This is a genomic window from Streptomyces sp. NPDC057010, assembly GCF_042673805.1.
Taxonomy (GTDB): Bacteria; Actinomycetota; Actinomycetes; order Streptomycetales; family Streptomycetaceae; genus Streptomyces.
In genome coordinates this window covers 17,588-30,315 of sequence record NZ_JBHUSC010000042.1, presented here as the reverse complement: position 1 = coordinate 30,315, position 12,728 = coordinate 17,588, and the positions used below count along the sequence as shown (strand labels likewise).

The window sequence follows — 12,728 nt, the reverse complement described above, 5'->3', positions numbered from 1 at the left end:
TCAGCGTCGCCGGGGGCCATGTTCGGGCGCGCCGGGCCATATTCGCCCGGCCGGCGTTTGAGGCGCGGGGTCCGGGGGCCGGCCCCCGGCAACGGCGCTGCACCGATCCAGCACCGCCGGCGTTTGAACGCCGGGTCCGGGGCGGAGCCCCGCGAGACGACGCCGCGCCCACCCCCCGGCGTACGCTGAACCGATGCGAACTCCACGTCACGCCGCCCGCGTTGTCATCGTGTCCCCCACCGGCTCGGTGTTCCTCTTCCGCGAGAACAACGTAGAGGTCGGCATCCACTGGCTGCCCCCGGGCGGCGGCATAGACCCCGGCGAAACCCCGGAGGAGTGCGTACGGCGCGAGCTCCGCGAGGAGACCGGCTGGACCGACCTCGACCCCGGCCGACTCCTCTGCACCTGGGAGCACGACTTCACGCACCAGGGGATCCCCGTCCGCCAGCACGAGCACATCTACGTCACCACCGGCCCCCACCGGGAGCCGGTCCTCGAAGCCCCCGACATCCACTGGCAGTGGCTCTCCCCGCAGCGCCTCGCCACCCTCGGCGAACCGCTGTGGCCCCCGCGCCTGCCGGACCTCCTGGCGAACGCGCCTGCGGAACCTGTCCACTTGGGCCTGCTGGCCTAGGGGACGGGGCAGGGCTGGGCCGGCGGGGCTCGGGCCGGCGGGGCTGGGGCGCGGGGCGCCCTACCTGGCGGCCGCGCCAGTCGCCTTGGCGTACAGCGACGCCGCGTAGTCGCCGAGGACGGTACTGGTCGACACGTCGTCCGTGTCGCCGCCGGTCAGGATCCCGATGATCTTTCCGTCGCGCGCGATCCACGCGCTGCCACTGGTCCCGCCGGGGAAGTCCGCGCAGTCGAAGCGCTGCTGGGTCGCACTCTCCCGGACCGTGACCGCCGTGCACGTACGGGGAACCTTCCGGTCGGCGGGGTACCCGGTGACGGTGACCTCCTCGCCCGCCCGCCCGCTGGTGTCCAGCACGGCCGCGCCGGTCACGTCCTCGATGGTGCGACCCTTGTCGTCGGGGGCCAGGCGGGCGAAGGCGAGGTCGTAGTCGTCGTCCGTGCCCTCGGCCCAGCGGCCGTCCTCGTAGGCCTGCTCGATCTTCCATGTGCCGTACGGGGCAACGCCGTTGGCGTACGCGGGTGCGAAGACGGCCGTCCCGTTGCTCTGGTCCCCGTCGAGCAGGCAGTGCCCGGCGGTGACGATCAGGTTGCGGCCGGGGCTGTGCACCACGGTGGCGGTGCAGAAGTGGTCGCTGTCCAGGCCGTTGGTGAAGAGCGCCCCGGTGAAGGCCGCGGGCCCGCCCGGCTTGGGGGTGACGGCCGGCGGCAGCGTGGTGGCGGGCGGCGCGGAGAGCTGAGGCTTCGCCGCTTGCGAACGCGACGGAGTCGTCGCCGACCCGGTCGGCGCGGCCTTCGCCCGTACGGGTGCAGCCCCCTCGGGGGGCGGTACCAGCTCGGCCACGGCGGCGGAGGCCCCCAGAGCCGCGACCGCACACAGCACCACCGTCACCACGTTCCGCCTGTCCACCGGCATGATGATCCTTCCGCTTTGCCCTGGCGAAGCATGCCCCGGGGGCAGGGGTGGGTGCAAGGGGCGGGGGGTTCGGGGGCCAAGGCGGGCGGCGTCAGGGAGGGTTTGGGGGTTTCCCGTCAGTCTCATCGTCTCTCCGGTTCGGGCCGGCCTGTCAAGGGCGCTCCGCGTCGCTTCGCGATGGCCTGCGGCCACCCTTGACAGGCCGGCCCGAACCGGAAATCCGAAGACCGACGGGAAGCCCCCAAAAGAACGGTCCACGGGTCAGACGGATAGGCCCGGGCGAGCCAGGGACGTGCGGGCCCGCTTCCCGAGTCCGGCCCGTGCCCACCATCCAGGCTGGGCCGCGCCAGGGTCCGGGCCGCAGACGCGTCGGATCGCTACGCGCTCCTCACGGCTTGGCGTCCGACCGCCGTCTGGGGCTGGGGGGCGGCTCTCAGTGGCCGTCCCGGCTCCGCAGCCGCTGCCATGCCGCCGTTGCCAGCGTGATGCCCCAGAGGAGGAAGAGGGCGTACCAGAAGAGGCCCCAGGCGGCCTGGGGGTGGGCGTCGCCCTCGGCGAAGGCGGGGGCGGAGACCACGCGGCCGGCGGCCAGGAGGTACTGCATGGCGAAGTAGGTGAAGCCCCAGAGGGTCATGCCGATCGCCGCGAGGCCCGCCGGGACGGCGAGGAGGGAGGCGGGCAGGCGGCGGCCCCAGGGGCGGGCCAGGGCGAGGGAGAGGACCGCGCCGAAGACGGCCACCGCGCCCATGCCCCAGTAGCCGATGGCCGCCTCCATGTTGTCGTGCGGGGCCGTGACAAAGTCGCCCGGGAAGGCCGCGGCCACGCCCGCGCCCCACCAGAAGTGCGGAGCCGCGTACGCCAGGGCCGAAGCCGCCGCCACGTAGCCGGCCCAGGTGCGTGCGGGCTTGGTCGGCGTGCTCATGAAGTCCTCCTGGATGCCGGGGTTCGGTTGGCCAAGCCTCGCCCGGCGGGTGCCTTCGGCGGATCCGGCAGCGGCAGGAGTTCCGCTCCCCCGGGCGGGGGAGAGCCGGTACGCCCCGGGTGGTGATATTCGGGTGCGGGGGGTGGAGGGGGCACGTAGCGTCGGGGGACGTGGACCCGCTCAGTGAGAAACAGATCCGCTCGTCCTTCGTGAACTGCACCAAGGGTGAGGCGACGCGCCTGAAGCTGCCCCTCGACTTCGGCGAGCTTCCGTGGGAGGACCTCGACTTCCTCGGGTGGGTCGATCCGGGCGCTCCGCTGCGGGCGCATCTCGTCGTGCCGCGGGCCGAGGGGGCCCTCGGGATCACCCTGCGGGTGCCCGGCGCGACGCGTACCAGTGCGGTGAAGTCCAGCCTCTGCCAGCTCTGTCTCACCGGGCACGCATCATCCGGCGTGACCCTGCTCACCGCCCCGCTGGCCGGTCCCCGGGGGCGTCAGGGCAACACCGTCGGCGTTTATGTGTGCGCCGACCTCGCCTGCTCCCTGTACGTACGGGGCAAGCGACAGCCGAAGCTGCGCGCGGGCCGGCAGGAGGAGAGCCTGACGGTGGAGGAGCGGATCGAGCGCACTCTGGGGAACCTGGGTGCGTTCGTGGCGCGGGTGGTGCAGGGCTGAGCTCCGGGGGCCTGTCCGGGGGTACCGGACAGGCCCCGTGGGGGCTCAGCGCTTGAGCGTGAAGGTGAAGTCTCCGGAGAGCCTGCCGCTCAGCCGGACTGCCGAGACGAGCTTCCCCTCCGTGATCAGCCGCTCGGCCTCGGCCCGCGGAATGGCGCAGCCTTCGGCGATCAGCCGCACCGGCCGGACGGGGATCCGCGCCGCGAAGCGGACCGAGATGTCGATCACCTCGCGGGCCAGGTGATGCGATCCGCCGGTGTCGAGGCGCCAGGCGCCCTCCCAGTCCAGGGCGAAGCGGTTTCGGCGCTGTACGAGCGGATCCTGGAGCACCTCGGCTGCCAGGGCGGGGTCGTTGGCGTGCAGGCGGTCCAGCAGCTCGGGCCGTACGGAGCGCACGTTCACCCGCTCCAGGACCGTGAGTTTCGCGGTCTCCCCGCAGGAGGTGCAGAGCACGAGGAGCCAGACGTCGAGGAGCTTGTGGTGGGCGTTGACGCGGAACTTGCCGGGTGCGCGGAAGCGTTCGGACGCGCACGTGTGGCAACGGCGGGAGACGAGAGGGAGAGAGGTGGGCATGACAACCCAGTTGTCGAGCACAGAAGTACACCGGATTCAGTGAGAAGACCGCAGCAGAAAGGAGCGCGGCGCACAGGTGCGACGCGCGACAGATCAGCACTCGGGGTGTCTCACAGGGTGTACAACGGCACGTCCTTGCCCAGACGACTTGGTTCGGCAGCACGGTAACGGCGCGCACCGGCGCCGCTCCACTGGTTTTCGCCGCCGCAGGGCCCCTAGTCGGCGGCTCCGCGCGGCACGACCCACCGCATGGGCTGGCCCGTCACTTCGGCGATCATGTCGTAGTCGCCGTCGTAGTGCAGGACGGTTGCGCCGTGGCGCTCGGCGGTCGCCGCGATGATCAGGTCGACGGCTGACACCGCCTTCCAGTTCCCTGCTTCGATGAGGTACTTCTGGACCTCCAGAGCGCGGTCCCAAGCCTCGTCCGGGGTCGAGAGCCAGGCGAAGGCTCCCATGCCCTCCCGCACCCGGTCCGCGTCCGACTTGGAGCGGGCACTGTGCATGATCTCGATCTCTACCGCACCGCACACAGCAAGCAGCCCGGCGGTGTGCAGGGGATGGATCACGGCATGGACGGCCGGTTTGGGGTAGCGCGCGAGAGCGGACTTGTCGATCAGGTAGCGCCCCCTCATGCCGCCCTCTCCTGGACGCGCCCCGCCTCCGGGGCCGAGTAGGGGGAGGGGTCGGCGCCGGAGGACTCCACCGGGCCGGTCAGCTCGGGCAGTCCGCCTTCCGCAAGCCAGGACAGGAAGTCTTCCCGCTTGCGCCGGTTGACCACGTCCTCAAGGGCCGCGTTCACCGTCGCGACCTTCGTCTTCGTGCCGAAGATCTCCGCCGCCTCCGCCAGGAGGGCGTCGTCCACGTCGATCACGGTTCTGGCCATGCCGGACCTCCTGGAGATGGGGGCCAACCCGCCCCGTCCACTTAAACGATATCAAGATCGTTGACGAGAGATATCGTTTCTGCAAACGGCGGCGGGCCCCCTTCCCGAAGCGGTTACGCGCCCGGCCACAGGCCCTGCGGGGTGAGGCCCAGCAGGTCGATCGCGTTGCCGCGGACGATGCGGTCCACCACGTCCGGGGACAGGTGACCCATCTGAGCCTCGCCGACCTCGCGGGACTTCGGCCAGGTCGAGTCCGAGTGGGGGTAGTCCGTCTCGTAGAGGACGTTGGCGACGCCGATCGCGTCCAGGTTCTTCAGGCCGAAGGGGTCGTCGAAGAAGCAGCCGAAGACGTGCTCCGCGAAGAGCTCGGACGGCGGGCGCAGGACCTTGTCGGCGACGCCGCCCCAGCCGCGGTTCTCCTCCCAGACCACGTTCGCGCGCTCCAGGATGTACGGGATCCAGCCGATCTGGCCCTCCGCGTACATGATCCTGAGGTTGGGGAAGCGCTCGAACTTGCCGCTCATCAGCCAGTCGACCATCGAGAAGCAGCAGTTGGCGAAGGTGATGGTCGAGCCGACCGCCGGCGGGGCGTCCGCCGAGGTGGACGGCATGCGGGAGGAGGATCCGATGTGCATGGCGATGACCGTGCCGGTCTCGTCGCAGGCCTGGAGGAAGGGGTCCCAGTAGTCCGTGTGGATGGACGGGAGGCCGAGGTGGGGCGGGATCTCCGAGAAGGCGACCGCGCGGACGCCGCGCGCCGCGTTGCGGCGGACCTCGGCGGCGGCGAGGTGCGCGTCCCACAGGGGGATGAGGGTGAGGGGGATCAGGCGGCCGCGGGCGTCCGGGCCGCACCACTCCTCCACCATCCAGTCGTTGTACGCCCGTACGCCGAGCAGGCCCAGCTCGCGGTCGGCGGCCTCGGTGAAGGTCTGGCCGCAGAAGCGGGGGAAGGTCGGGAAGCAGAGCGCCGACTGGACGTGGTTGACGTCCATGTCCGCGAGCCGTTCGGGAACCGAGTAGGAGCCGGGGCGCATCTGCTCGTAGGTGATGACTTCCAGTTTGATCTCGTCGCGGTCGTACCCGACGGCCGTGTCGAGGCGGGTGAGCGGCCGGTGCAGGTCCTCGTACACCCACCAGTCGCCTATCGGGCCGTCGTCGCCCTTGGCTCCCATCACGGGGGCGAACTTGCCGCCGAGGAAGGTCATTTCCTTCAAGGGGGCGCGGACGACGCGGGGGCCGGTGTCCTTGTACTTGGACGGGAGCCGGTCCCGCCAGACGTGGGGGGGCTCAACCGTGTGGTCGTCCACCGAGATGATCTTCGGGAAGGTCTCCATACCCCATACGGTAGCGCTGATCTGACGAACCGTCAGCTAGTTGGCGGGCGATCGGTCCGGTACGGGCTGACGTGTACGCGCAAGACAGGGCAGACTGACCCTTAAACCGACGGAAGGCAGGGGGACGACAGATGGACGGCGTACCGGCCATCCCGCACCCGCGGAATCACCCCGAGGCCCTTGCGGCTGCCGCCGCACGCGACGCCGTCCCCCCTGCGGCCGGCTCCGCCCCCGCCTCGGGCACCACCGGCCGCCCTGCCCTGGCCGAGACCGCCGCGCGCCCCGCCGGGGAGTCGCGGTTCGCCGTGCTCGGGCCGATCCGGGCCTGGCGCGGGGGCGAGCCACTGCCCTCCGGCACCCCCCAGCAGCGCGCCCTGCTCGCCGCGCTCCTGCTGCGGGGCGGCCGCACCGCCACCGCGCCCGAGCTGATCGACGCCATCTGGGGCGAGGACCCGCCGCAGCAGGCCCTCGCCACCATCCGCACCTACGCCTCCCGCCTGCGCAAGGTCCTCGACCCCGGGCTGCTCGTCACCGAGTCCGGCGGCTACGCCATCCGCCTGCGCTCCGCCGCCACTCTCGACCTCGGCGTCGCCCGCAGCCTCGCCGCCGACGCCGAGGCCGCCCGCGCCGCAGGGGACCGCCCCCGCGCCCGTACGCTGCTCGCCCGCGCCCTGGACCTGTGGGACGGCGAGCCCCTCGCCGGGATCCCCGGCCCGCACGCGGAGACCGAGCGCACCCGGCTGGAGGAGTGGCGCCTCCAGCTGCTGGAGACCCGCCTCGACCTCGACCTGGAGGTCGGCCACCACGCCGGGGCCGTCTCCGAGCTCACCGCCCTCACCGCCGCCCACCCGCTGCGCGAGCGGCTGCGCGAACTGCTCATGCTCGCCCTCTACCGCAGCGGCCGGCAGGCCGAGGCCCTCGCCGTCTACGCCGACACCCGCCGGCTCCTCGCCGGGGAACTCGGCGTCGACCCGCGCCCCGAACTGGCCGCCCTCCAGCAGCGCATCCTCAACGCCGACGCCGACCTGGCCCGCGCCGAGGAGCAGACCCCCACCGCCGCGCCCGCACCCGTGAGGCCCGCCCAACTTCCCGCGACCGTCCCCGACTTCACCGGCCGCAGCAGCTTCGTCGAGGAACTCGGCGCCATCCTCTCCGGCGGCACCGAAGGCCAGGTCATGGCCGTCTCCGCGCTCGCCGGCATCGGCGGCGTCGGCAAGACCACCCTCGCCGTGCACGTCGCGCACGCCGCCCGCCCGCACTTCCCGGACGGCCAGCTCTACGTCGACCTCCAGGGCACCGAGGCAAGCCCCGCCCAGCCCGAGGCCGTCCTCGGCTCCTTCTTGCGCGCCCTCGGTACCCCCGACACCGCCATCCCCGACTCCCCCGCCGACCGCGCCGCGCTCTACCGTTCCACCCTCGACGGCCGCCGCGTCCTGGTCCTCCTCGACAACGCCCGCGACGCCGCCCAGGTCCGCCCGCTGCTGCCCGGCACTGCCGGCTGCGCCGCCCTCGTCACCAGCCGGGTCCGCATGGCGGGCCTCGCCGGGGCCCATCTCGTCGACCTCGACGTGATGAGCCCCGAGGAGGCCCTCCAGCTGTTCACCCGCATAGTGGGCGCCGAACGCGTAGGAGCCGAACGCCAGGCCGCCCTCGACGTCGTCGGCGCCTGCGGCTTCCTGCCGCTCGCCATCCGCATCGCCGCCTCCCGGCTCGCCGCCCGCCGCACCTGGACCGTCTCCGTCCTCGCCGCCAAGCTCGCCGACGAACGCCGCCGTCTCGACGAGCTCCAGGCCGGCGACCTCGCCGTCAAGGCCACCTTCGAGCTCGGCTACGGCCAGCTGGAGCCCGCCCAGCAGCGCGCGTTCCGCCTGCTCGGCCTCGCCGACGGGCCCGACATCTCCCTTTCGGCGGCAGCGGCCGTACTGGACCTGCCCGAGCACGACACCGAGGACCTCCTGGAGGCCTTAGTGGACTGCTCCCTCCTCGAATCCGCAGCTCCCGGCCGCTACCGCTTCCACGACCTCGTACGCCTCTACGCGCGTGCGTGCGCCGAGCGCGACGAGCAGCCGCCGTGCGGGCGCGACGCCGCCCTCGACCGGCTGCTGGACTTCTACCTGGCCACCGCCTCCGGGGTCTACGCGCTGGAGCGCCCCGGCGACCGCCTCCCCGCCCACCTCTCCGACACCCACTACCCCGGGCTCGTCTTCGGCGAGCCGCGCGCCGCCCTGGACTGGCTGTACGCGGAGGCCGACCCGCTGCTGGCGTGCGTACGGCAGGCCGCCGTACGGACGGACGAGACCGGCGTGCTGCGCCGCGCGGTGGACCTGCTGTGGGCCGCCAAGGACCTCGCCGAGTCCGGGGCCAACTCCAAGCAGTACGAATCGGCCGCCGTCGCCGTACGCGACGCGGCGCAGGCCGCGAAGGACCCGTACGCCGAGGGCCGGGCCCGCACCACCCTCACCAACGTGCACCTCGTCGCGGGCCGCTTCACCGAGGCCGACGACGAGGCCCGCCAGGCCACGGCGCTCGCCCTCGATGCCGGCGACCCGCTGCCCAGCTGCTGGGCGCCCAACGACCGCGGGATCATCGCCCTCTACCAGGGCCGGCACGCCGACGGCGAGCGGTACCTGTTGGAGGCCATCGAGAACTTCCGCGCCGACGGCAACAACGTCGGCGAGGCCAGCGCCCTGTGCAACCTCTCGCGCATCCACGTGGAGCTGGGCCGGCTGACGAGCGCCATCGACCTCGCCCAGCAGGGCATCACCATCTACGACCGGATGGGGCTGACCCTGCGCCTGGCCAACGGCCGCTACGCGCTGGGCATCGCCCTCACCCAGGCGGGCCGGCTCGGCGAGGCGCTGTCGCAGCTCACCGAGGCGCTGGCGCTGTTCCACGACAACCGCCAGCCGCTGTGGGAGGGCGTGACCCACTTCCGGCTCGCCGAGGCGCACCTCGCGGCGCGCCGGCCCACGCTGGCCGCCTCGCACGCCGAGCAGGCGATCGCGCTGCGCGGCATCGGCGGCGAGTGGCGGCGGGCGACCGTGCTGACGGTCCTGGGCAGGGCGCTGCGGCGGCTGGGGCAGACGGATCGTGCGCGCGCGTGCTGGCGGGAGGCGGAGACGGTGTTCGCGCAGCTGGGCTCGGCGGAACTGGCCGAGGTACGGGCCCTGTTGTCCTCGGAGCTCGCCGCCTGACCCGCCTCCTGATCTGCGATGATGCCCGTTGAATGCGGCGTTCATCGTTCGTTTATCGCCGGACGGCACGATAAGTGCATCGACCCGGCGCGCCGGGGGAGGCGCCAGGGTCGGTTGGAGGACTACCCGTTCGGCGGTCCGCGGGGGAATCGCCGAACGGGCCCTACCCATCCATCAGGAGAACCGATGACGACGAACGAGAACATCCTGCCGAACGACGGCACCATCAAGCCGCTCGACAACCACGCCTCGGGCGCCGAGATCGAGACTCTGGACAACCACGCGTCGGGGATCGAGATCAAGCCCCTCGACAACCACGCCTCGGACGAGGAGATCCAGACGCTGGACAACCACGCGTCCGGTCCGCGTCCGTAACGCAGCGGTACGCACGCAGCGCGCACGCAAAGACGTACGGGGGAAACGCACGGGGGACGGCGGCCGCGGTGGCCCGGAGGGGGAGCCCCCGCGGCCGCCGCCGTGCGTCCGCGCCCGGCCGCACCCGGGGATCTAGGCTGGACGCGTGTTCACCACCCACGGGCCCAGCGTCCGCGAACTCGCCGTGCAGGCCCTCTCCTCCGTCGAGCGCGGTTACGACCTGCTCGCGCCGAAGTTCGACCACACCCCCTTCCGCACCCCGGACCGGATCCTCGACGCCGTCGAGGAGACCCTCGCCCAGCGCGAGGGCTCCTTCGGCGCCGGGCTGGACCTGTGCTGCGGCACGGGCGCCGGGATCGGCATGCTGCGGCGGCTGTGCCGGGAGCGCGTGACCGGAGTCGACCTGAGCGCGGGGATGCTGGCCGAGGCGGAGCGCACCCACGGGGCGGGCTCCCCGGCCGTGGACTTCGTACGGGCCGACGCGCGGGCCCTGCCGCCCGCGCTCGCCGGCTCCTACGACCTGGCGGTGAGCTTCGGGGCCTTCGGCCACTTCCTCCCCGCCGAGCGGCCGGCGCTCTTCTCCGGGGCCCACGCGGCGCTGCGCGAGGGCGGGGTCTTCGCCTTCCCGATCGGCGCGCCGATCCCGCCGTCCTCGCCGGTGTGGTGGGCGGTGGCCGGATTCGACGCGGCGATGCGGGTGCGCAACGCGGTGTGGCGGCCGCCCTTCGTCATGTACTACCGGACCTTCCCGCCGAGCGGCGTCCTCGCCGACCTGCGGGCGGCCGGCTTCGCGGTGGAGACCGTACCGCTGGAGCCCTTCGGCCGCCTGCCCTCGGGCGCTCCGCGCTGGCGGCTGGTCCTGGCCCGGCGGACGGAACAGTCTCGGACACCCGCCCGGAAGCACGCTGCCGAGTAGGCTGGCCCGGCACCCTCTGGAGGACACCATGGCAGCCGAGCTCCCCGAATGGATGCTCCCGCCCCGCCCGAGCGGCTGGGAAGCGGACGACCTCGATCATTGGGCCCAGGCCCCCCGGCACACCGAGCTCATCGACGGAGCGCTGATCTTCATGATGTCCCCGCAGCGGTCCTGGCATGCCCGGCTCGTGGACAACCTGACCTTCAGTCTGCGGCAGGCCGCGCCCGACGGCATTGAAATCGAAAGGGAGATGACCGTCCGCCTCGACAAGCGGAGCCGCCCCGAACCGGACATCCTGGCAGCGACGGTCGCCTACGACCCTGATCGCACCCGCTACCTCCCCGAGGAGGTCGTCCTGGTGATCGAAGTGGTGTCCGAGGAGTCCGCCGACCGTGACCGCTCCATGAAGCCGTTCAAGTACGCCCAGGCGGGCATCCCCCACTTCTGGCGTGTCGAGGACGAGGCGACGGGGCCCGCCGTCCATGTCTACGAACTGGACACGGTCACCCGGGCGTACGTTGCCACCGGGATCCACCGCGAGTGGCTGAAGGTGTCCGTGCCCTTCCCCGCAGCCGTCGACCTGGGCAAGCTCGTCCCCTGACTCAGCGGGCCCGCAGCTCGCGCTTGAGGACCTTGCCGCTCGCGTTGCGGGGCAGTTCGGGGACGAACTCGACGGCGCGCGGCACCTTGTAGTTGGCCATCTCCCGCCGGGACCAGGCGATCAGGTCGTCGGCGGTGAGGGTGGAGCCGCGGCGGCGGACCGCGTAGGCCTTGCCGACCTCGCCGAGGCGGGGGTCCGGGATGCCCACCACCGCGACGTCGGCGATGTCCGGGTGGAGGCCCAGGAGTTGCTCGATCTCGGCGGGGTAGGCGTTGAAGCCGCCGACGATGAACATGTCCTTGATCCGGTCGGTGATGCGCAGGTTGCCGGCCTCGTCGAGGACGCCGACGTCGCCGGTGCGCAGCCAGCCCTCGGGGGTGACGGCCGCGGCGGTCTCGGCCGGGTCCTCGAAGTAGCCCTGCATGACGTGGTGGCCGCGCACCCACACCTCGCCCGCGGTGCCGGGGGGCTGCGCGGCCCCGTCCGGGCCGGCGATCCGCACCTGGGTGTCCGGGATGGCCCGCCCGGAGGTGGCGGCGATGACCTCCGCCGGGTCGCCGCGGCGGCACATGGTGACGATGCCGCTGGCCTCGGAGAGCCCGTACGCGGTGAGGACGGTGGCGATGTGCAGCTCGGCGCGCAGCCGCTCGACGAGCCGGAGCGGGACCACGGCCGCGCCGGTGACGACCAGGCGCAGGGCGGAGAGGTCGTGGTGGTCGCGCTGGGGGTGGTCGAGGAGGGACTGGTGGAGGGTGGGCGGTCCGGGGAGTACGGAGATCCGCTCTGCGGCGACGTTGGCGAGGACGGTGTCCACGTTGAAGACGGGCTGGGGGACCATCGTGGCGCCGCGCATCAGGCAGGCGATGATGCCGGCCTTGTAGCCGAAGGTGTGGAAGAAGGGGTTCACGATCAGGTAGCGGTCGCCCTCGCGCAGGCCGGCGAGCTCGCTCCACACGTCGTAGCAGCGCAGGGACTGGGCGTGGGTGATGACGGCGCCCTTGGGGCTGCCGGTGGTGCCGGAGGTGAAGATGATGTCGGAGGGGGCGTCGGGGGTGATCGCCCCGGCGCGTTCGCGGACCGCCCCGGCCGATATGTGGTCGCCGCCCGCCAGGAACTCCTTCCACGTGCGGAAGGACTCGGGGGCGTCCTCGGCGAGGACGACGACCTGGTCGAGGTGGGGCAGGCCGGGCAGCGGGCCGGTGCCGGGGCCTTCGGCGGCGGCGCGGCGCAGGGAGGCCACGTAGGAGGTGCCGAGGAAGGTGCCGGTGACGAAGAGCAGGCGGGCGCGGCTGCGCTGCAGGACGTATGCCGCTTCCGCGCCCTTGAAACGGGTGTTGAGGGGGACGAGGACCGCGCCCGCGGAGACGGCTCCGAGTGCGGAGACGATCCACTCCAGGGTGTTGGGGGCCCAGACGGCGACCCGGTCGCCGGGCCCGACGCCGGCGGCGATGCAGGCGGCCGCGGCGCGCTCGACGCGTTCGCCGAGCTGCGCGTAGGTGATGCGGGCGCGGCCGTCGACGACCGCCTCGCGGTCGGCGTACCGGGCCGCCGCGTCCCGGACGAGTCCGGCGATGGTGCCCCAGCGCAGGTCACCGCGCGGGTCCTCGTGCGCGCCCGCAGTGCCGTCCTCGATGCCGTCCTCGATGGCTTCCTCGATGCCGTCCTCGTCCATCGTGCGCCCTCCCCGGTGCCAGTAGCTGACTATCCGTC

General features: G+C 72.8%; 13 protein-coding genes. 6 read left to right on the top strand and 7 right to left on the bottom strand.

Features of this window, described 5'->3' with window-relative positions; genetic code table 11:
- The first annotated feature begins 193 nt into the window (after positions 1 to 193).
- Complete coding sequence (locus ACFTXQ_RS27680; protein ID WP_382645395.1) at positions 194 to 634, top strand: NUDIX hydrolase; 441 nt, start codon at positions 194 to 196, stop codon at positions 632 to 634.
- 60 nt (positions 635 to 694) lie between these two features.
- On the opposite strand, the gene ACFTXQ_RS27675 is transcribed toward ACFTXQ_RS27680, so the two are convergent.
- Together ACFTXQ_RS27675 and ACFTXQ_RS27670 are read right to left on the bottom strand one after the other, a co-directional pair.
- On the bottom strand, positions 695 to 1,540 hold the full coding sequence (locus ACFTXQ_RS27675; RefSeq protein ID WP_382645392.1) for a trypsin-like serine protease: 846 nt from the start codon (positions 1,538 to 1,540) through the stop codon (positions 695 to 697).
- A gap of 439 nt (positions 1,541 to 1,979) precedes the next feature.
- Positions 1,980 to 2,468 carry a DUF3995 domain-containing protein gene (locus ACFTXQ_RS27670; RefSeq protein ID WP_382645389.1) on the bottom strand — a complete coding sequence of 163 codons (489 nt, stop codon included), beginning with the start codon at positions 2,466 to 2,468 and terminating at the stop codon, positions 1,980 to 1,982.
- Between the two features lie 170 nt (positions 2,469 to 2,638).
- Between ACFTXQ_RS27670 and ACFTXQ_RS27665 the strand changes: the two genes are divergently transcribed.
- Positions 2,639 to 3,142 (top strand): FBP domain-containing protein, encoded by a 504-nt coding sequence (locus ACFTXQ_RS27665; protein ID WP_382645387.1) that lies wholly within the window; start codon positions 2,639 to 2,641, stop codon positions 3,140 to 3,142.
- Between the two features lie 45 nt (positions 3,143 to 3,187).
- Here ACFTXQ_RS27665 and ACFTXQ_RS27660 read toward each other — a convergent pair whose 3' ends face one another.
- The 4 genes from ACFTXQ_RS27660 to ACFTXQ_RS27645 form a co-directional block, all read right to left on the bottom strand.
- Positions 3,188 to 3,736, bottom strand: coding sequence for a DUF1062 domain-containing protein (locus tag ACFTXQ_RS27660; RefSeq protein ID WP_382645384.1), 549 nt, complete (start codon positions 3,734 to 3,736; stop codon positions 3,188 to 3,190).
- A 194-nt stretch (positions 3,737 to 3,930) separates the two neighbouring features.
- Positions 3,931 to 4,347 (bottom strand): PIN domain nuclease, encoded by a 417-nt coding sequence (locus ACFTXQ_RS27655; protein WP_382645381.1) that lies wholly within the window; start codon positions 4,345 to 4,347, stop codon positions 3,931 to 3,933.
- The gene (locus tag ACFTXQ_RS27650; RefSeq protein ID WP_382645378.1) at positions 4,344 to 4,598 is read right to left on the bottom strand and encodes a type II toxin-antitoxin system VapB family antitoxin; all 255 of its coding nucleotides are present in this window, start codon (positions 4,596 to 4,598) and stop codon (positions 4,344 to 4,346) included. The genes ACFTXQ_RS27655 and ACFTXQ_RS27650 overlap by 4 nt, the downstream gene beginning before the upstream one ends.
- Positions 4,599 to 4,711: 113 nt before the next feature.
- Complete coding sequence (locus tag ACFTXQ_RS27645; protein WP_382645375.1) at positions 4,712 to 5,932, bottom strand: amidohydrolase family protein; 1,221 nt, start codon at positions 5,930 to 5,932, stop codon at positions 4,712 to 4,714.
- Between the two features lie 131 nt (positions 5,933 to 6,063).
- Between ACFTXQ_RS27645 and ACFTXQ_RS27640 the strand changes: the two genes are divergently transcribed.
- The 4 genes from ACFTXQ_RS27640 (at position 6,064) to ACFTXQ_RS27625 (ending at position 11,018) form a co-directional block, all read left to right on the top strand.
- Positions 6,064 to 9,126 (top strand): BTAD domain-containing putative transcriptional regulator, encoded by a 3,063-nt coding sequence (locus tag ACFTXQ_RS27640; RefSeq protein WP_382645373.1) that lies wholly within the window; start codon positions 6,064 to 6,066, stop codon positions 9,124 to 9,126.
- 186 nt (positions 9,127 to 9,312) lie between these two features.
- Positions 9,313 to 9,501, top strand: a complete 189-nt coding sequence (locus ACFTXQ_RS27635) for a hypothetical protein (protein ID WP_382645370.1) — start codon at positions 9,313 to 9,315, stop codon at positions 9,499 to 9,501.
- 145 nt (positions 9,502 to 9,646) lie between these two features.
- Positions 9,647 to 10,417, top strand: coding sequence for a class I SAM-dependent methyltransferase (locus ACFTXQ_RS27630; RefSeq protein ID WP_382645368.1), 771 nt, complete (start codon positions 9,647 to 9,649; stop codon positions 10,415 to 10,417).
- 28 nt (positions 10,418 to 10,445) lie between these two features.
- Complete coding sequence (locus ACFTXQ_RS27625) at positions 10,446 to 11,018, top strand: Uma2 family endonuclease (RefSeq protein ID WP_382645365.1); 573 nt, start codon at positions 10,446 to 10,448, stop codon at positions 11,016 to 11,018.
- Between the two features lies 1 nt (position 11,019).
- On the opposite strand, the gene ACFTXQ_RS27620 is transcribed toward ACFTXQ_RS27625, so the two are convergent.
- Positions 11,020 to 12,690: a FadD3 family acyl-CoA ligase gene (locus ACFTXQ_RS27620; RefSeq protein WP_382645362.1), complete on the bottom strand. Its 1,671-nt coding sequence runs from the start codon at positions 12,688 to 12,690 to the stop codon at positions 11,020 to 11,022.
- Between the last annotated feature and the right edge of the window lie 38 nt (positions 12,691 to 12,728).